We start from the raw sequence: 19,548 nt of genomic DNA on the forward strand, positions 1-19,548 counted from the left end.
ACCCGCGGATGGGGCCCGCGGATGGGGCGGGGTATCGCCCCGATGCTCTTCGGGGCTGGCCTTTGTCCCGATAATTGGTCTAGATCAGGCATATGAATACCGGTTTGCGGACCTGCCGCCGCATTTCAGGCCTTCCGCAAGCTGCCCGATTCTGCCTCGCGCCGCTGCTTCTGCTCGCGCCCGCCGCCCATGCGCAGGCGGCGCCCCAGTCGGGTGCCCAAGCCGAACCCCAGCCCGATCGCGACCGACCGCTCGATCCGGGCCTATCGCCCATGCCCGACATCGGCGTCGACTGGCCCGACATGGGCCGGTCCGACGATGTCGTGCCGATGGTGGAATTGCCGCCGCAAACGCCCGACGCACCGCAGGAGGCAGTGGCGCCCCCGACGCCGGGGGAGGACACCGAACCGGCGGTGGAAGCCGCGACCTTCACCGACACCGGGGAGGAGCGGCGCTACGCCCTCACCCTGAACGGTATCGACGAGATCGCCGACGCCCCATTCACCACCCGCTTCAACGAACTGTCGGTGCTTCGCCAGGGGGAAGGAAAGCCCGCCAACCTCGCCCAGATCAACCGGCGCATCAAGGAAGACAGCGATCTGCTCGAACGGCTGCTGCGGGCCAAGGGCTATTACGCGTCCCGCGTCCGGGGCATGGTGGCCGCGCCGCCCGCCGGCAGCGACAGGCTGGCCGTCACCTTCCAGATCGTGCCCGGCGCCCGTTATCTGCTCTCCTCCGTCGATGTCGCCGGCCTCGACACCACTGGCGATCGCGAGCCGAGGCTGCGCGCCGCATTCCCGCCCAGGCCGGGCGATCCGGTCGACGCCGACGCGATCCTGGCCGGGCAGTTGTCGCTGGCGGTCGCACTGGCGGAAAACGGCTTCCCCTTCGGCAAGGTCGAGGAACCGGAGGTCCGCATCGACCATGAGGAACGCAAGGGCGACCTCGACATCGTCGTCAATCCCGGCGCCTACCGCACCTTCGGCAGGATCGTCATGGCGGACGAGAGGCTGTTCAGCGCCCGCCATGTCCAGCGCATCGCCCGCTTCCACCCGGGTGACACCTATATGGCCTCCGACGTGGAGGATTTGCGCCAGGCACTGGTCGCGACGGGCCTTGTCTCCTCGCTCAACATGACGCCGAAGGATGCGGGTGATGGCGAGCATGTCGACCTTGCCATCGACGCCAAGCCCGCGCCGCTCCGCACCATTGCGGGCGAACTGGGCTATGGCACGGGGGAGGGCTATCGCGCGGAAGTGAGCTGGACGCATCGCAACTTCTTCCCGCCCGAAGGGGCCGTCACCCTGCGCGGCGTGCTGGGCACGCAGGAGCAGACCGCCTCCTTCACCTATCGCCGCAACAATTTCCGCCGCCGCGACAATGTGCTGACCGGGCTGGTCTCGATCAGTAACATCAAGCGCGACGCCTATGACGCGCGCACCATCACCCTGTCGGGATCGCTGGAGCGGCAGACCAACATCTTGTTCCAGAAGAAATGGGTCTGGCGCATCGGAACGGAACTGATCGCATCGGACGAAGCCGACGCCTTCAGCGGCGGCAATCGCCGCACTTTCCTCATCGGTGCCATTCCCTTGAGCCTGACCTATGACGGCAGCGACGATCTGCTCAATCCGAGCAAGGGCTTCCGCCTGGGCGGTCGCCTCAGTCCGGAACTCTCCTTCCAGAACACGACTTTCGGCTATGCCCGCGTGCAACTGGACGGCAGCGTCTACCAGCCGATGAGCGACCATATCGTGCTGGCCGCGCGTGCCCGCTTCGGCACGATCCTGGGCTCCACGGTCGACCGGATCGCGCCCTCGCGCCGCTTCTATGCGGGCGGCGGCGCATCGGTGCGCGGCTATGGCTATCAGGCCATCGGTCCGCGCTACGGCCCGAACGACGATCCGGTCGGGGGCAAGAGCCTTGCCGAATTCTCGCTGGAATCACGCATCCGCTTCGGCAATTTCGGGGTGGTGCCCTTTGTCGACGCGGGCAATATCTCGACCAGCTTCCTGCCGCGCTTCCGCGACCTGCGCATCGGCGCGGGGCTGGGCGTGCGCTATTACAGCAGCTTCGGCCCGATCCGGATCGATGTCGGCACGCCGATCAACCCGCAGTCCGGCGATCCGAAGGTCGCCGTCTATGTTTCTCTGGGTCAGGCCTTCTGATGGCGGACGGCGAAGAAGCCCGGGCGGAAACGAAGCCGCGCCGCCGCGCCTGGGACGGACGTTGGCAGCGCTGGCTCTTCGGACTGTTCGCCTGCACCTTGCTGATCGTGGCGGGCACGCTGGCCTGGCTGGATACCGCACCCGGCCACCGTTTCCTCGTTTCCCGTATCGCGCGGATCAGCCCGCCTTCGGGTCTGCGCATCCATGTCGACCGGATCGACGGCAGCATCTATCGCAAGGCGGTCCTGCACGGGCTGACCCTGTCCGATCCCAAGGGCAGTTTCCTCGACGCGCCACGCGTGGAACTGGATTGGTGGCCCTTTGCCTGGCTTTCCAACCGGCTGGACATCGACCGGCTCGTCATCCCCCAGGCGACGCTGCACAAGCTGCCCAAGCTGAACCCGGCCGAGCGGCAGGGGCCGATCCTGCCCGGCTTCGACATCCGGCTGATGCAATTTTCCGTCGGCCGCCTCACCATCGATCGCGGCGTCACTGGCCGGGTGCAGCAGGCGACGCTGTCGGGCGATGCCGATATTCGCGGCGGCCGCGCGATCATCGACCTGTCGGCGCGGGTGCTGAATGGCGAGGACGCGCTCAACATCGCGCTCGACAGCCGCCCGGACGACGATAAATTCGATCTCGACGTCACCGTCAATGCCCCTGAGGGCGGCGTGCTGGCTGCGATGGCGGGGCTGAAGCAGGACGCCAATCTCCGCATCCAGGGCAAGGGTAGCTGGACCCGCTGGAACGGCCGCCTCGCCGGTACGCTGGACGGCGATCCGGCCATCGATCTCAAGCTCTCCGCGCGCAGCGGCGCCTATGCCGCCAGCGGTACGATCGAAGGGGCCGCCATTGCCGGTCAGGGCCTGTTTCAGCGCCTTTCCGCGCCGCGCCTCGCCATCCAGGCGAACGGATCGATGACCAACCGCGTGATCGACGGCAAGCTTTCCCTCCGCTCCACCGCGATCGCCCTTACTGCCGACGGCGGCATCGACCTGCGCAACAATGGCTTCGACAATCTGCTCGTCGACGTGCAGCTCGCTCGTCCGCAGGCCCTGCTCAAATCGATGAACGGTCGTGATGTCGCCGCGCGCATCCGCCTCGACGGGCCATTTGCACGCTTCGGCTATGAATATCTGCTGACGGCGAAGCAACTCGCCTTCGGCAAGACCGTCATCCATGACGTGCGCGCCGACGGCAAGGGGCGCAAGGTGAAGGGCGGTCCCGCCCTGATCCCGGTTCATCTGCGCGCGCGCAGCCTCGACGGGCAGGGGCCGCTGGTCGAGGGGATCATCCGCAACTTCACCCTCGACGGCACGCTGCAACTCAAGAACCAGCAGATCGTCAGCAATCCGATGTCGGTCCGTTCCGACAAGCTGCGGGGTAAGCTGATCTTCCTCGCCGACCTCAAATCCGGCCGCTACGACATTGGCCTCGACGGCCAGATCAGCGGTCTTGCCATTCACGGCCTCGGCATTGTCGACCTGACCTCGAAACTGCGCGCCGTCCCGGGTCCCAAGGGCGCCTTCACGCTCAGCGGCCACGCGATGGCGCGGATGCGGCGGCTGGACAACGGCTTCCTGCGCGCGCTGGGCAGCGGCCTGCCCACGGTGCGCAGCGGGCTGTCGCTGGGGCCGGACGGCCAGCTTCAGTTCACCGATCTCCGCCTGGAAGCGCCGCTGATCGCGCTCCACGCCAGGGGCTATCGCCGCCACGACGGCACGGTCCATTTCGAGGGCAGCGGCCAGCACAGAAGCTATGGCCCGCTGCGGCTGACGCTGGATGGGAAGATCGACCGTCCAACCGTCGATCTCGTCCTGCAAAGCCCGCTGAAGGCGCTGGGCGTCACCGACATGCACGCGCATCTCGTGCCCGATGCGAGCGGTTACGCCTTCACGGCGGAGGGCGGATCGACCCTCGGCGCCTTCACCGGCAATGGCGTGATCCTGCTGCCCCCGAACGGTCAGGCCGTGGTCCGCATCGCCCGCGTGACCGCATCGGGCGTCACGGCGAGCGGCGACCTGCGCCCGGTGACGGGCGGTCTTGACGGCGTGCTGAATGTCGCCGGGCCGCTGTCGGGCACGGTCGCCTTCGCGCCGGTCAAGGGCGTGCAGCAACTGACGCTCAAGCTCGACGCGACCGACGCCAGCTTCGATGGGCCGACCGTCATCGTGGTGCGCCGGGGCAAGCTCGACGCGACGATTCTGCTCGATCCGGCCGGCACGTCGATCAACGCGACCGTCCAGGCGCGGGGCCTGCGGGTGGGCGGCATATTGCTCGGTCGCCTTGCCGCCAATGCCCAACTCGTCGACGGCAGCGGCAAGGTGACGGCCAGCCTGTCGGGCCAGCGCGGCCGCCTGTTCGACATGTCCGGCGAGGCGCTGGTCGAACCCGACCGCATCCGCATCCAGGCGGGCGGCACCATCGACAAGCGCCCGATCAAGCTGACCCGCGCCGCCGTCCTCACCCGTACCGAGGATGGCTGGCGCCTTGCCCCCGCGACGATCGCCTTTGCCGGCGGCTCGCTCCAGCTTGGCGGGGAACTCAGCGGCCAGACCACCAGTATAGAGGCGCGCCTGCAAAAGCTGCCGCTCTCGCTGCTGGACATCGCTTACGACAATCTGGGCCTGGGCGGCACCGCCACCGGTTCGCTCAGCTATGTCCACACGCGCGGCGACATGCCGACCGGCAAGGCGGAACTGCGCGTGCGCGGTCTGTCGCGTTCCGGCCTGTCCTTGAGTTCGCGTCCCGTCGATGCGGGCGTCAACGCCGTGCTGACGCGCGACCGGCTTGCCACCCGCATGGTCTTCGTCGCCGACGGCCAGACCATTGGCCGGGCGCAGGCGCTGCTGACGCCGCTCGGTCCTCAGGGCAATCTGATGGAGCGCCTGAACCGGGCCCCGCTGTTCGCGCAATTGCGTTACAACGGCACCGCCGACACGCTCTGGCGTCTGACGGGGGTGGAGATCGTCGACATATCCGGCCCGGTCAGCGTCATGGCCGACGCGCGCGGCACGCTGGGCGATCCCGTCATCGCCGGTTCGCTCGCGACCGACAATGCCGCGATCAACAGCCCGGTCACCGGCATGCGCCTGCACGGCGTCAAGGCGCGGGGCCGCTTCTCCGGCGCGCAACTGGTCATGACGAATTTCAGCGCGACCGCGCAAAATGGCGGCGGCGTCACCGGCACGGGCAGTTTCACCTTCATGGGGCTGGCGGGCGTCGGCATGGACCTGCACCTGCAAGCCGAAAACGCCGCGCTGCTCGAACGGGACGACATCGCCGCCACCGTCACCGGCCCGATCACGCTGCGTTCCAACGGCAAGGGCGGCACCATCGGCGGCGACCTGACCCTCAACCGGAGCCGCTTCACCATGGGCCGCGCCGCCGCCGTGGCGCAGATCCCCGAACTGCGGGTGATAGAGATCAACCGTCGCGGCGACGAGATCGAACGCCCCCGCACCGTCACACCCTGGGCGCTGGCGATCAAGGCGCACGCCCGCAACCGTCTGACCGTCACGGGCCTCGGCCTGGAAAGCGAATGGCGCGCCGATCTCGACATTGGCGGCACCGTCACCAGCCCCGCCATAGCGGGCACCGCCAATCTGGTACGCGGCACCTATGATTTCGCCGGCCGCCGTTTCGACCTTAAAGAGGGCAAGATCCAGTTCGACGGCCGCACGCCGGTCAACCCGACGCTGGACATCGATGCGGAGGCGAATGTCAGCGACCTCACCGCCACCATCCATGTCGGCGGCACGGGTCTCAAACCCGCCATCACCTTCACCAGCATCCCCGCGCTGCCGCAGGACGAACTGCTCTCCCGCATCCTCTTCGGCACGTCGATCACCAACCTGTCCGCGCCCGAAGCGCTGCAACTGGCCTCGGCGGTCGGCTCGCTCCAGGGGGAGGGCGGCCTCGACCCGATCAACGCGGTGCGCAAGGCGGCGGGGCTCGACCGGTTGCGCATCATCGCCGCCGACCCGACGCAGGGGCAGGGCACGTCCATCGCGGCGGGCAAATATCTGACCCGCAAGACCTATGTCGAACTGATCACCGACGGGCAGGGCTATTCCGCCACCCGCATCGAATATCAGGTCACGCGCTGGCTCTCGCTGCTCGGCGCCATCTCGACTCTTGGCCGCGAAAGCGCCAACGTCCGTATCTCGAAGGATTATTGAGGCGTGACCAAATCCCGCATCGACGCCGCCGCCGCGATCAGCGTCATGGACCTGTTCACCATCGGCATCGGTCCGTCCAGCTCGCACACGGTCGGCCCGATGCGCGCGGCCTTGATGTTCATGGATTCGCTGCCCGCCATGCCCGTGCGCGTGCAATGCGAACTTTATGGCTCACTGGCGCTGACGGGCAAAGGCCACGCCACTGACACGGCCATATTGCTCGGACTGTCCGGTTATCGTCCCGAAAGCGTCGACCCCGACGCCATTCCCGCGATCCTGGCCGCCATCCGCAGTGAAGGCCGCATCCGTGCCGGCAGCGCGGCCGGTCGGTTCATCCCCTTCGACGAAACGACCGATCTTGTCTTCCGCATGGGCGAATTCCTGGAAGCGCACAGCAACGGCATGCGCTTCTCCGCCTGGTTCGATGGGCAGGAAGAACCGCTGGTCCGCGACTATTATTCGGTCGGCGGCGGCGCGGTGCTGCCCGGCGCCGCCGCGCTGGCCGACGACGCCCCGCTCGGCCATAATGTCGTCCAGCCGCACCCCTTCTCCTCGGGCGCCGAAATGCTGGCGCTGGGTGAAGCGACCGGCCTCAGCATCGCCACCCTTGTTCTGCGCAACGAGGGCGCCTGGCGGACGCAAGGCGAAACCGAAGCCTTCCTCGACAGCGTGATCGACGCGATGAGCGCGTCCATCGACCGTGGTCTCAAGGAAGAGGGGCTGTTGCCCGGCGGGCTCAAGGTCCGCCGCCGCGCCCACAGCATCCACAACCGGCTGGTCCTGCAACAAAATGCCCTCGGCCCGGCGCAGATCTTCGAATGGGTCAGCCTGTTCGCGCTTGCCGTGAATGAGGAAAATGCGGCGGGCGGCCGTGTCGTCACCGCGCCGACCAACGGCGCGGCGGGCGTGATCCCGGCGGTGCTGCATTATTATCGCCGCTTCGTTCCCGGCGCCGACCGGGAGGGGGAACGCCGCTTCCTGCTCACCGCTGCCGCCATAGGATTCCTCTACAAGAAGCGCGCTTCCATCTCCGCCGCCGAAATGGGTTGCCAGGGCGAAGTCGGCGTCGCCTGCTCCATGGCCGCCGCGGGCCTCGCCGCCGTGCTGGGCGGCACCAACCAGCAGATCGAAAATGCCGCCGAAATCGGCATGGAACATAATCTCGGCCTCACCTGCGACCCGATCGGCGGCCTCGTCCAGATCCCCTGCATCGAGCGCAACACCATGGGCGCGGTGAAGGCGATCAACGCCGCCTATCTCGCGCTACAGGGCGACGGCCGCCACATCGTCAGCCTCGATGCGGTGATCGAAACCATGCGCCAGACCGGCGAGGACATGGCCAGCCGCTACAAGGAAACCAGCCTCGGCGGTCTGGCCGTCAATGTGGTGGAATGCTGATCGGCTCACCGCCCCATAGGCTCGAAGCGGGGACGAACCGAGTCGATTTCGTGATATTAATGCAACATAATCAGTCGTTTATCTGAGGTTCATGCAACCTTGCGGAAGCGCCATGACTTCTCCGTCTTCCCTCCTGACCGGGGGAAGAGAAGAAGAATGGAGTAGCCGAACATGCGTAAGATCCTGGCCGCAACCCTCCTGACCGGTGCAGCGGTCGCAAGCCCCGCTCTGGCGCAGGAACCCAATCCCACCTTCACCGGCCCGCGCGTCGAGGCGATATTGGGTTACGATCATACCGGCGCTGGCAGCAGCGTCGACAATGACAACAACCGCGACGATCAGTCGATCGATGGCCTGCTTTACGGCGTCGGCGCAGGCTATGACGTCAGTCTCGGCAGCGCGGTCGTCGGTGTCGAGGGCGAATTCACCGATTCCACCGCCAAGAGCAACCGCCGCGACTTCACTGACCAGTTCGGCTTCGGCCGGGTCAAGCAGGGCCGCGACCTCTATGTCGGTGCCCGCGCGGGCATCCTCGCCAATCCGCAGACGCTGATCTATGTGAAGGGCGGCTATACCAACACCAAGCTGGGCGTGCTGGCGGGCGATACCAATCAGACCACCGACACCTCGTTCAAGCTCGACGGCTGGCGCGTCGGCGCGGGTGTGGAGCGGGCGATCAACGCCAACAGCTTCGCCAAGCTGGAATATCGCTATTCCAAATATAGCGACGCGCATATCGATTTCGCCAATGGCGCGACCAGCGACGAATTCGGCATCGACACCGACCGCCATCAGGTTGTTGCCAGCGTCGGCTGGCGCTTCTGACGAAAGATTTTGGGGCCAGCCACGGTTGGCCCCAAAGCTTCACGGTCCGTCGCGCCCCCTCTATCGGTGCGCTGGCCGACCTGTTACTGACATCATTGTGAGTAACGCGATTCCCCATAGCTACACCGTCGGCATCGAAGCGGACGACATCGACTTCATGGGTCATGTCAACAATGCCAGTTATCTCAAATGGGTGCAGGCGGCAGTGCTGGACCACTGGCGCGCCTTCGCCCCGACCGAGGCAGTGACACAGCATCTCTGGGTCGCGCTCAAGCATGAGATCACCTATCGCAAGCCGACCTTCCTCCATGACGATGTGATCGCCACCGTCCTGCTCGAAAAGGTGCAGGGCGCGCGTGCCTTCTACGAAACCGTGATCCGTCGTGGCGAAGAGGTGCTGGCGGAGGTCAAGTCGAGCTGGTGCTGCCTCGACGCCGTGACGCTCCGCCCTGCGCGCCTGGCACGGGAGGTGATCCAGCAATTCTTCGCGGCGGACGGCGACTGAAGTGTCCGGCGCGGCCTGATCCTTCCTGAAGTCCCGCTCCCGGCGGATCAGAGGGTCGCCTCGATCTCCCGTGCTGCCAGATCGGGCTTTTCCGCCAGGCTGATCGGCCGCCCGACGACCAGGATCGACGCGCCCCGGTCCAGCGCCTCCCGCGGCGTGACCGCCCGTTTCTGGTCGCCCATGGCGCCGCCCGCAGGCCGCACGCCCGGAACCACGAAGAAGCCGTCCGGCCAGGCCCGCTTCGCCAGCCCGACCTCCTCGCCGGAACAGACGATCCCGTCCAGCCCCGCGCTGCGGGCAAGGTCGGCCAGCCGCGCGACCTGATCCTCGGCCTTGCCGCCGACGCCGATGTCCAGCAGGTCGCCATTGTCCAGGCTGGTCAGCACCGTCACCGCGACGACCTTGGTGTTGACGCCCGCCGCCGCCTTCGCATCCTCCAGCATGGCGCGCCCGCCCGCCGCATGGACGGTCAGGATCGCGGGTTCCAGCATGTGCAGCGCCTGCACCGCCTTGGCGACGGTATTGGGAATGTCGTGGAGCTTGAGGTCGAGGAAGACCGGCAGGCCGAATTTCATCATCTCATGCACGCCATGATGGCCATGGGCACAGAAGAATTCCAGGCCCAGCTTCAGCCCGCCCACATGATGGCGCACCTGCTGCGCAAGGTCCTGGGCCTTGCGCAGGTCGGGCGTATCGATGGCAACGTAGATCGGGCTGGTCATGCTTGTCCTGTGGTGGAGAGGGAAGGGGTGGCTGCAACCGGGCCGTCGATGGGCCCGGAAGGAGCAGGGGTCGCGGGCACGGCAGTGACCGCGACCAAGGCGCGCTCCGCATTTTCCAGCTTGCGCTTCATTCGCCAGCGGGTGGCGCGCGCCATGATCCAGAAGGGTAAGGCCCCCAGCAGGAAGGCGCCGACCAGCAAGACGGGCAGCTTGGTTTCCATGACGAGATCGCCCCACAGGCGAACGGTCACCGGGACGTAATTCGCCATGCAGAAAAAGGCGAGGGCGACGGCGATGACGACCCAGAAGGCAGTCCGCAGAAATTGCATCAACGCTCCTATAGCTGTTGAACGATACAGCTTAGGCGATTTTGTCGCCGTTCGGAAGCGCTTCATCGGATTTGCCGATGGCGATGCGCAGGAAAAGCGTCTTTTCCTGCCCTGGAGCAAGCCGATCCATGCCCTCCGCCCGGTTGATCGCGTCGGGCATATGGCTGACGGGTTCCAGGCAGAAGTCGCGTGAACGGGGCGGGCGATAGACATGCAACCATGGTGCGCCATCGGTCGTCAGCCCGATGCGGGTCCCGTCCCCCCGAACCACCTCCGCCCGTCCGTTCCAGCCGCCATAGGCATTGTCGATCAGGCTTTCACCGATCACCGGCCCACCTGCCGACCAGTCGCCCAGCGCATCGGCCGCGACTTCCCGATCCGGCAGCATATCGGGCGTCGAGAGCCACAGGCTTTGCGCATCGAACCGCAGCATCGTGGCTTCGTCCGCGCAGAAATAGGGGTGGAAACCCAGCCCAGCCGGCATGGCATCGTCGGCCAGATTACGGATGGCAAGGGACATCTCGACCGTGTCGGACGTCACCTGTACAAGCTGACGCGCCTCATAAGGCCATGGCCAGCCGTCGCTGCCCTCATGGCGATGCGCCAGAAGCGCCCGATCCTCCTCCAGCGCGGCGACCGTCCATGACGCGGTCCAGCCAAGGCCATGGATGCTGTGCGGATGATCCCCGAAATTGAGCGGCAACCGGGCATCGCGCCCGTCGAAACGGAAATGGCCATGGGCAATGCGATTGGCGTAGGGAACGAGCGGGAAGCTCGCCATCTGCAACGGGCCGGCTGCGCCCGGAGGGGCGGGACGCAATATGTCCACCCCCTCGAAGCGCAGCGCCGCCAGCGATCCCCCGATCGCCGGGGCGAGCACGGCTTCCACCGCGCCCGCCTGCAAGGTGATGCGATGGCTCAGCCGACCATATCCTCCAGTTCGCGCCCCTTCGTCTCATGCACCAGCGCGCGGACGAAGAAGAAGGAAATGGCCGCGAAGATCGCATAGCCGGTATAGGTGATCGTCAGCCCCGGCGACACGGCGAGCGCCGGGAAGCTCACCGAAATCGCCGCATTGGCGATCCACTGGGCAAAGCCCGACACGGCGAGGCCCGATCCCCGGATCTGGTTCGGGAACATCTCGCCCAACATCACCCACATGATCGGACCCCAGCTCATGTTGAAGAAGATCACGTAGAGATTGGCGGCGATCAGCGCGATCAGGCCGTTATTGCCGGGCAGCACCACGCCGTTCGCGCCCTCGATGGCGGTGGAGAAGGCATAGGCCACCGTCGCCAGCGTCACCGCCATGCCCGCCGACCCCATCAGCAGCAGCGGCTTGCGCCCGATCCGGTCGACCAGTGCGATGGTGCCAAGGCAGGCGCCGATCGACAGCGCGCCGGACAGGATGTTGATCTGGAGCGCGTTATCCTCCGAAAAGCCGACCGCTTCCCACAAGGTCGCGCCATAATAGAAGACGACGTTGATGCCGACGAGCTGCTGGAACACGGCAAGGCCGATGCCGGTCCAGACGATCGGGCGGATCTTGCCGCTGCCCTTGTCGATCAGGTCGCTGAGCTTGGGGCGATGATGGTCGGCGGCAAGGCTCGCGCGGATTTCCGCGACCTTGCGCGTCGCTTCCCCGGCGCCGAACAGCCGGGTCAGCACGGCGTGAGCGCGTTCGTCCTGCCCGCGCGTCACCAGATAGCGGGGGCTTTCCGGGATCACCAGCAGCGCGACGAAGTAGATGGCGGCGGGGATCGCCTGCAACCAGAACATCCAGCGCCAGGCCGGGAAACCCAGCCACAATTCCGCCGTCGACCCGCCAGCATAGCGCGCCAGCACGAAATTCGCGACGAAGGCGCCGGTCAGGCCGGAAATGATCATCACCTGCTGCACGCTGGACAGGCGCCCGCGCACCGCGGCCGGGGTCACTTCGGAAATATAGACGGGCGAAATGACGCTCGCCGCGCCGACGCCCAGACCGCCGATGATGCGCGCGAAGATGAAGATCGCCGAAGACCCGGCGGCCCCGGCGAGCAGGGCGCTTACCAGGAACAGCACCGCCGCCAGCATCATGACGCCGCGCCGTCCGATCAGGTCCGCCATCCGCCCGGCCAGGAAGGCGCCGATGGAAGATCCCACCAGGATCGCGCCGACATTGACGCCGATGCCCAGCTTGCCCAGGGCGAAGGCGCTTTCCAGCCCCTTTTGCGTGCCGTTGATGACGCCGCTGTCATAGCCGAACATGAACCCGCCGATGGTCGCCACGGCGACGATCGCGGCGATGAAGGCCATATTGACCCTCTCGGCACTCCCTTCGGTCATTTCCTATCCTTCCTGCTTATCGTTATGAAATGGCCGCGAGTGGACCGGGCAGTCCGCGCACGCCGGGATCGAAGGCAAAGAGGTCGCCCGCCAATGGCTGCTCGACAAGTTGGCGGTCCGTCAAGCCCTTGCGTGCGGTGGTGGCATAGCCGACCGACAGATCGGCCCCGCCAAAGGCGATCTTGGTGACGTTCGCGACCGGGAAACGGACCTCCGTCATCAATTTTCCGGCCGGATCGTAACGCCGCGCCGCCCAGCCGGCGAACAGTCCGGTCCAAAGGCATCCCTCTGCATCCACCGTGGGTCCGTCGGGGTAGCCCGCGCCCTCCTCTATCTCCACGAACAGGCTGGTGTCGTGGAGCGCGCCGTCATCGGCGATGCGCGTGCGCCAGATACGCTTGCCCAGCGTGTCGGTGTGATAGAGCGATCGGCCGTGGGGCGAGAGGGCGGGGCCGTTGGTGATCGACACGCGAGCCAGCCCGCTTTCGACCAGCACGCCCTTGTGCAGCCGGTAGAAGCGTCCGCTGTCCGCTTCCTCGGCATCGTCCATCGACCCGAACCACAGGCCGCCCGACGGATCCACGGCGGCGTCGTTCAGCCGGTTGCCGGGCAGATGCGCCTCGGGCGCATGGAGCAGGGTGAAGTCACCCGAAGCCGGATCGAAGCGATGGACCCCGCTTTGCAGTCCCGCCGCGAACAGTCCGTCGTCGGTCGGCACGATCCAGCCGACCTGCGCGGGTGCATCCCAGCTACGCCCCACGCCCAATTCGGGATCGAAGCGATGGATGCGCCTGTCCTTGATGTCGACGAACCACAGCGCCGCATCCCGCGCGACCCAGACCGGTCCCTCGCCCAATATCGCGCCGACGCCCCAGATGCTTTGCGGCTGCGGTGCCACGGCGTCAGCGCCAGCCGGCGTCGATGAAATAATCATGGCCGGTGCACATGCGGGCATCGTCGGAGGCCAGGAACATCGCCAGCGCCGCCACGTCGGCGGGCAGGATGCGCCCGTCCAGGCACTGGGCCGCGACGATCTCGGCCTCGCCCTCGGGCGTGTACCATTTCTCCTGGCGCGGCGTCTTCACATTGCCGGGGATGATGGTGTTGACGCGGATATTGTCGCGGCCAAGGTCGCGGGCCAGGCTGCGCGTCAGCCCTTCGATCGCGGCCTTGGCGGTCTGGTACAGCACCAGATCGGGCAGGGCGAGATGCCAGCTTATCGATCCGAAATTCAGGATCACGCCGCCTCCCGCGCGCCGCATCGCCGGCACCGCCGCCTGCGCCGCGAAGAAAAGGTGGCGCAGGTTCACGGCGATGCGCTCGTCCCAATAGGCCGGGGTCACGTCGTCCACGCCGTGCCGGTCGTCATTGGCGGCGTTGTTGATCAGGATATCCATCCCGCCAAGCTGTTGCTCCACCTGTGCCATCATCGCCTGCACCGCATCGATGTCACGCAGGTCGCAATGGTGGAAGATCGGAGGGAAGGCGGCATCGCTCAGCCGTTCGACCAGTGCTTCGCTTTCCGCTTTGGCGATGTCGCAAAAGGCGACGCGCGCGCCCTGCGCGGCGAAGGCCTCGACCAGCCCTTCGCCGATGCCGCTGCCGCCGCCGCTGATGAAGACGCGCTTGTCCTTGAGACTGGGATAGAGGGCGCGATTCATGCGAGCAGGCCCCGCTTGGCGAGATTGGTCATCAGCGCGGCCAGGCCGAAACCCCAGGGTGCGGCCTCCTTCGATGTCACCACCGGGTTCACCAGCTTGCCGAGGCGAGGGGTGGAGATGGCGACGACATCGCCGACCTTATGGGTAAAGCCGCGGCCCGGTTCGTCCCGGTCCTGTACAGGCGCGAACAGGGTCCCCAGGAACAGCGCGAAGCCGTCGGGATAATGATGTTCCGACAGCGTCTGGCGTACCAGCTCCAGCGGATCGCGGCTGATCTGGTTCATGCTGCTGCTGCCTTCGAGGCGATAGCCCTCCGGTCCGTCGATCGTCAGCTCCACCTCCGCATTGCGGACATCGTCGATGGTGAAATCCGCGTCGAACAGGCGGATCAGCGGCCCGAGCGAGCAGGAGGCATTATTGTCCTTGGCCTTGCCGAGCAGAAGCGCCGAGCGGCCCTCGAAATCGCGCAGATTGACGTCGTTGCCCAGCGTCGCGCCGACGGCCCTGCCGTTCGCGTCGACGATCAGCACGATTTCCGGTTCCGGATTGTTCCAGGTGGAGTCCGACCGGATGCCGATCTCGGCCCCCGCGCCCACGGTGGACAGCACGGGCGACTTGGTGAAGACCTCCGCGTCGGGGCCGATCGCCACCTCCAGATATTGGGACCAGACACCATCCTCGATCAGCGCCTGCTTGAGCGCGGCGGCCTGGCCGGAACCCGGCACGACCGCGCGGATCGATCCGCCGACCCGTTCCTCCAGCCGTGCGCGGATGTCCGCTGCGGCGTCGGCATTGCCGCGCGCCCGTTCCTCGATCACGCGCTCGATGGCGGAAAGGGCGAAGGTCACGCCGCAGGCCTTGACGCATTGCAGGTCGATCGGACTGAGCAACGGCAGGTCCAGCGCATCCAGCGCGCCCAGCCGTTCACCCTGGTCGGCTGACAGGGGCAGCCGCTCGACCAGTTGCGCGACCGTCGGCGCCACGCGGCTCATGTCGAAAGCGATGCCGCCTTCGACCAATATCGGGCTGGGCCCGTCCGCCGTTTCGACGCGGCCAAGGAACAGACCCGACCGCCAGTCGGCGGGCAGGCCATCGAGCAGCAAGGGGGCGCCCGGCATCATCGACTCCTAAACATTACCGTAATTGATAGCGCTACCAACATGACTGGCGACCGAAGTCAAGACCCCAGCAGTCGTAGACGGGGAACTGTGCTTCCATTCGCGCATTCATTCATGGAAAAACGGAGGCTGCCCACTCATGGCCGCGCGCGCATATTGGCAGGGTCAGATTCGCCTGGCGCTGGTTTCGATCCCGGTGGAAATCTATGCCGCCACCAGGTCGGGCGCCCAGATCGCCTTTCATCAGATCCATCAGCCGACCGGCAAGCGCGTCCGCTACGAAAAGACCGTCCCCGGCCTTGGCCCGGTCAAGCCGGAGGATATCGTCAAGGGTTTCGAGGTCTCCAAGGGCGATTACGTCCTTCTCCAGCCCGACGAGATCGAGGCGGTGAAGCTGGAGAGCAAGAAGACGCTCGAATTGACCCAGTTCGTCGAGGCGAGCGAGATCGACGTGCTCTATTATGAACGGCCTTATTATGTGGTTCCCGCGGACGATCTGGCCGAGGAGGCCTTCATCGTCCTGCGGGAGGCGCTGCGGCGGACCAGGAAGGTCGGGCTTGGCCAACTCGCGATGCGGGGGCGGGAATATATCGTGTCGCTGAAGCCCTGCGGCCGCGGCATGGTGCTGGAGACGCTGCGCTATGCCGATGAGGTGAACCGCGCCCAAGGCTATTTCCGCGATATCGAGGATGCCGAGCCCGACGCGGAACTGCTCGATCTGGCCGAAACGCTGATCGAGAAGAAGACGGCGCCCTTCAAGCCCGACAGCTTCCACGACCGCTATGTCGATGCGCTGGAACGGCTGATCGAGAAGAAGAAAAAGGCCAAGGGCCGCCATATCATCGAGGACAAGGAGGAGGCTCCCGCCCGGCGCGGCAGCAATGTGATCGACCTGATGGCGGCCCTCAAGAAATCGGTCGACACCGGCAGTGCGAAGGCGCCCACGCGAAAAGCCGTTGCCCCCCAAACCCCGGCGCGCAAGCCTGCTGCGCGCAAGCGGGCCTGAGTCATGGCGGCGGCCGATCCCCTCAGCGTTTACAACCGCAAGCGCGATTTCACCCGTACCAGGGAACCGGCCGGCAAGCGCGGTCGCGGTCGCGGCAACAATTTCATCGTCCAGAAGCATGACGCCACCCGGCTGCATTATGATTTCCGCCTTGAGATGGATGGCGTGCTCAAGAGCTGGGCGGTCACCCGGGGCCCAAGTCTTGATCCCGGCGACAAGCGTCTGGCCGTTCGGACGGAGGATCATCCGCTGTCCTATGCCGGGTTCGAAGGCACCATTCCAAAGGGCGAATATGGCGGCGGTACGGTGATGCTCTGGGATGAGGGGAGGTGGGAGCCCGTCCCGGGAAAAAGCGCGAAGGACCTGGACAAGGGCCATCTTCATTTCATCCTCCATGGAACACGCATGCAGGGAGAATGGCTGCTTATCCGGTTGAAGCCGAAAGGCCGGGAAAAGCATGAAAACTGGCTGCTTCGCAAAATCGACGATGCCTATGCGGCAAGCGCCGACACGCTGACCGCCCGCGAGCTGACCAGCGTCAAGAGCGGCCGTACCATGGGCGAGATCGCAGCCGGTGCGCCGAGCGTTTCCCTGAAGGGCAAGAAAGGCAAGGCATTCGACGCCGCGATGGCGAAGGCGGCGGCTGCCACGCCCGCCAAGGCTTCTGCCAGGGCGCGCCCGCCCAAGCCACCCGGCTTTCAGCCACCGCAGCTCGCCACGCTGGTCGATGCCGTGCCCACCGGCGGCGGCTGGATGCATGAGATCAAATATGACGGCTATCGGTGCCTGCTGTCGGTTGCGGGCGGCAAGGCGACGATCTTCACCCGCACAGGGCTGGACTGGACGGGGCGGTTCGCGGACATCGCATCGGAAATTGGCGGCATGGACCTGCCCCCGGCACTGATCGATGGGGAGATCGTGGCGCTCGATGATGAGGGAAATCCCGACTTTTCCACGCTACAGCGCACCCTGAAGGGCGAGGGGCAGGCGGCTCTCCACCTCTTTGCCTTCGACCTGCTCCGGCTGGACGGCCAGGATTTGACCGATCAGCCCAATATCACCCGCAAGGAGAAACTCGCTGCCCTGTTGGGGGACGGTACGGCCCATATCCATTTTGCCGATCATGTCGTTGGCGCCGGCGAAAAGCTGTTCCACGCGCTATGCGAGGCAGGGCAGGAAGGGATCATCTCCAAGCGCGCCGACGCGGCCTATCGCGGCGCCCGCACGAAGAACTGGCTCAAGGTCAAATGCACCCGGCGGCAGGAATTCGTCGTCGTCGGCTGGACGCCGAGCAGTGCGTCGGGGCGCGCCATTCGCAACCTGCTGCTTGCGCAGAATGAGAGCCAGGGGCTGGTTTATGCCGGGAAGGTCGGCACCGGCTTCAACCTTGCCAATAGTGAGGAACTGGTCGCGGCGCTGGCCCGGCGATCGCGCAAGACCGCCGCGCTCCCTGTCCCGCGCAGCGAAACGCGCGGAGTGAAATGGGTCCGCCCCGATCTGGTCGCGGAAATCGCCTTCGCCGAATTCACCGCCGATCATGTCGTCCGTCACGCCAGCTTCCTTGGCCTGCGCGAGGACAAGGCGGCAAGGGACGTTACCGCCGAGAAAGCCATGCCCACCCCGCAACCCCGAAGCGACGTCACGATCAGCCATCTCGATCGCCTGATCTTTCCCGAGGCGAAGATCAGCAAGGGCCAGCTTGCCGATTATTATGCGGCGATGGGCGGGGCGATGCTGCCCTGGATCGCCGGCCGTCCGATCAGTCTCGTCCGTTGTCCCCAGGGCAGGGCGAAGAAATGCTTCTTCCAGAAACATGACAGCGGCAGCTTCGGCGATCATGTGAAGCATGTGCCGATCCGCGAGAAGGATGGAAGCAAGGAAGACTATCTCTATGTCGAGGATACGGACGGCCTGATCGCCTGCGTCCAGATGGGGGCGATCGAATTTCACGGCTGGGGTTCGCTGGTGCGGGATGTGGAACGTCCCGACCGTATGGTGTTTGATCTCGATCCCGATGAGGGGCTGGATTTCGGGGATGTGAAGAAGGCGGCCCGCGACATCCGGCGCGCCCTCGACGATCTGGGACTGACCAGCTTTGCGATGCTTTCGGGCGGTAAGGGGGTGCATGTCGTCGTGCCGCTGACCCCGGAAGCCGAATGGCCGCAGGTCAAGGATTTCGCGGACCGCTTCGCCCGGGCGCTGGCCGCGTCGGAACCGGACCGCTTTACCGCGACGATGAGCAAGGCCAAGCGCAAGGGACGGATCTTCATCGATTGGCTGCGCAACCAGCGAGGAGCCACCGCCGTGCTGCCCTATGTCGTGCGTGCCCGAGAACTGGCTCCCGTCGCCGCGCCGGTCAGTTGGGATGAACTTGCGGATATGGATGGCGCCGCGCATTTCACGGTCAAGGATGTCGCGGCACTGCTTGATCGGGCATCGTCGCGCGCCCTTCGCGGCTGGGGTGTGGCCCGTCAGCTCCTGCCCGCCGTCTGACGGGCTGCAATATTTTCGCCGCATCCGCCTTTCCTGCGCTTGGGCTTTGTTGCATATCGGGAATCACCATGACGAAGCCGACCGAAGAAGCGCCCGAAAGCGGCGCCGCAACCTCCGTTTCCACCCCCGACAAGTCCGACATGGCCACCGCTGCGCGCAAATCGGCGGGCAAGGCAGTGTGGATGGGCACTGCCGTCGGCATCGGTTCCGCCGCGATCGTCGCGGCGCTGCTCTACGCGAACAAGAAGCGCGGCTGACTTTCCGCGCCGTGCAAAAAAGAGGCGGCATGGCCTTCGCTCCATGCCGCCTCATGATGCGACCCGTTTTGGGCTCATACCCGCCTCGGGGCGGGGTGGTTTATCTTATCCCGCGCCGCCGCTCAGATAGGCGATCAACTCCGGCTTGCTGACGGTAGCGCTCTTGTCGGCGTCTGCGGTGATGAAGGCGCCGTCGGCCCAGGCCGTCACCTCGGCCGGCGCCAGCGACGTGCCCGTCGCCTTCATCTCCTGGTCCTTCAGCGCCACCATCCAGCGGGAAAATTCCGCCTTGTCGAGCTGGCCGTCATGATTCTGGTCATAGGCCGGGAATTCGGTCTCGACGATCGATGCTACCGCATCGCCGGACTTGGCGGGCTGAGCCGCGTTGCCCTGGCCTTCATTGCCCTGCGGTGCGGCGCCGGCCTGTGCCAGCGCGGGCGCCGCAACGAAGACAGCCATCGTCAAAAGACAGGCGCGGATCATGACCTTCTCCAGAACAAGCCGTTCGATTTTCCAAAGGGATAATAACCAGATGAAATAGGGAAGTTCCTGAGTTT

Annotated in this window: 16 protein-coding genes; 8 read left to right on the plus strand and 8 right to left on the minus strand. The window is 65.9% G+C overall.

Annotated elements, in window-relative coordinates; translation table 11 throughout:
• The first annotated feature begins 92 nt into the window (after positions 1 to 92).
• From CAF53_RS13320 to CAF53_RS13340, 5 genes are all read left to right on the plus strand, one after another.
• Complete coding sequence (locus CAF53_RS13320) at positions 93 to 2,168, plus strand: BamA/TamA family outer membrane protein (protein WP_100238298.1); 2,076 nt, start codon at positions 93 to 95, stop codon at positions 2,166 to 2,168.
• Entirely contained in the window at positions 2,168 to 6,349 is a 4,182-nt protein-coding gene (locus CAF53_RS13325) for a translocation/assembly module TamB domain-containing protein (protein ID WP_100238299.1), read from the plus strand. The genes CAF53_RS13320 and CAF53_RS13325 overlap by 1 nt, the downstream gene beginning before the upstream one ends.
• A 3-nt stretch (positions 6,350 to 6,352) precedes the next feature.
• Entirely contained in the window at positions 6,353 to 7,747 is a 1,395-nt protein-coding gene (locus CAF53_RS13330; RefSeq protein ID WP_100238300.1) for an L-serine ammonia-lyase, read from the plus strand.
• A 171-nt stretch (positions 7,748 to 7,918) separates the two neighbouring features.
• Positions 7,919 to 8,572 carry a porin family protein gene (locus tag CAF53_RS13335; RefSeq protein WP_100238301.1) on the plus strand — a complete coding sequence of 218 codons (654 nt, stop codon included), beginning with the start codon at positions 7,919 to 7,921 and terminating at the stop codon, positions 8,570 to 8,572.
• Positions 8,573 to 8,669: 97 nt separating this feature from the next.
• Complete coding sequence (locus CAF53_RS13340; RefSeq protein ID WP_046764514.1) at positions 8,670 to 9,077, plus strand: thioesterase family protein; 408 nt, start codon at positions 8,670 to 8,672, stop codon at positions 9,075 to 9,077.
• Positions 9,078 to 9,124: 47 nt separating this feature from the next.
• Here the strand turns inward: CAF53_RS13340 and pyrF are convergent, their stop codons facing one another.
• The 7 genes from pyrF to CAF53_RS13375 are packed head-to-tail and all read right to left on the minus strand — an operon-like array spanning position 9,125 to position 15,235.
• The gene (gene pyrF, locus CAF53_RS13345) at positions 9,125 to 9,799 is read right to left on the minus strand and encodes an orotidine-5'-phosphate decarboxylase (protein WP_046764513.1); all 675 of its coding nucleotides are present in this window, start codon (positions 9,797 to 9,799) and stop codon (positions 9,125 to 9,127) included.
• Complete coding sequence (locus CAF53_RS13350; protein ID WP_046764512.1) at positions 9,796 to 10,128, minus strand: LapA family protein; 333 nt, start codon at positions 10,126 to 10,128, stop codon at positions 9,796 to 9,798. Before CAF53_RS13350 ends, pyrF begins: the two co-directional genes overlap by 4 nt.
• A gap of 31 nt (positions 10,129 to 10,159) precedes the next feature.
• On the minus strand, positions 10,160 to 11,032 hold the full coding sequence (locus CAF53_RS13355) for an aldose 1-epimerase (RefSeq protein ID WP_084733201.1): 873 nt from the start codon (positions 11,030 to 11,032) through the stop codon (positions 10,160 to 10,162).
• A gap of 14 nt (positions 11,033 to 11,046) precedes the next feature.
• On the minus strand, positions 11,047 to 12,456 hold the full coding sequence (locus tag CAF53_RS13360; RefSeq protein ID WP_046764511.1) for a sugar porter family MFS transporter: 1,410 nt from the start codon (positions 12,454 to 12,456) through the stop codon (positions 11,047 to 11,049).
• Positions 12,457 to 12,478: 22 nt separating this feature from the next.
• On the minus strand, positions 12,479 to 13,354 hold the full coding sequence (locus CAF53_RS13365) for an SMP-30/gluconolactonase/LRE family protein (protein ID WP_242443441.1): 876 nt from the start codon (positions 13,352 to 13,354) through the stop codon (positions 12,479 to 12,481).
• Between the two features lie 4 nt (positions 13,355 to 13,358).
• The gene (locus tag CAF53_RS13370) at positions 13,359 to 14,117 is read right to left on the minus strand and encodes an SDR family oxidoreductase (protein ID WP_100238303.1); all 759 of its coding nucleotides are present in this window, start codon (positions 14,115 to 14,117) and stop codon (positions 13,359 to 13,361) included.
• The gene (locus CAF53_RS13375; protein ID WP_100238814.1) at positions 14,114 to 15,235 is read right to left on the minus strand and encodes a fumarylacetoacetate hydrolase family protein; all 1,122 of its coding nucleotides are present in this window, start codon (positions 15,233 to 15,235) and stop codon (positions 14,114 to 14,116) included. The genes CAF53_RS13370 and CAF53_RS13375 overlap by 4 nt, the downstream gene beginning before the upstream one ends.
• A gap of 139 nt (positions 15,236 to 15,374) precedes the next feature.
• On the opposite strand from CAF53_RS13375, the gene CAF53_RS13380 reads away from it, so the two are divergent.
• From CAF53_RS13380 to CAF53_RS13390, 3 genes are all read left to right on the plus strand, one after another.
• Positions 15,375 to 16,241, plus strand: coding sequence for a Ku protein (locus CAF53_RS13380; protein ID WP_100238304.1), 867 nt, complete (start codon positions 15,375 to 15,377; stop codon positions 16,239 to 16,241).
• A 3-nt stretch (positions 16,242 to 16,244) separates the two neighbouring features.
• A complete protein-coding gene (ligD, locus tag CAF53_RS13385) occupies positions 16,245 to 18,734 on the plus strand; it encodes a DNA ligase D (RefSeq protein ID WP_100238305.1) in 2,490 nt (829 codons plus the stop codon).
• 68 nt (positions 18,735 to 18,802) lie between these two features.
• On the plus strand, positions 18,803 to 18,991 hold the full coding sequence (locus tag CAF53_RS13390) for a hypothetical protein (protein WP_046764505.1): 189 nt from the start codon (positions 18,803 to 18,805) through the stop codon (positions 18,989 to 18,991).
• Between the two features lie 105 nt (positions 18,992 to 19,096).
• Here CAF53_RS13390 and CAF53_RS13395 read toward each other — a convergent pair whose 3' ends face one another.
• Complete coding sequence (locus CAF53_RS13395) at positions 19,097 to 19,474, minus strand: EF-hand domain-containing protein (RefSeq protein WP_100238306.1); 378 nt, start codon at positions 19,472 to 19,474, stop codon at positions 19,097 to 19,099.
• Positions 19,475 to 19,548: the final 74 nt, after the last annotated feature.

The organism is Sphingobium sp. LB126 (genome assembly GCF_002795205.1).
Classification (GTDB): Bacteria; Pseudomonadota; Alphaproteobacteria; order Sphingomonadales; family Sphingomonadaceae; genus Sphingobium; species Sphingobium chungbukense.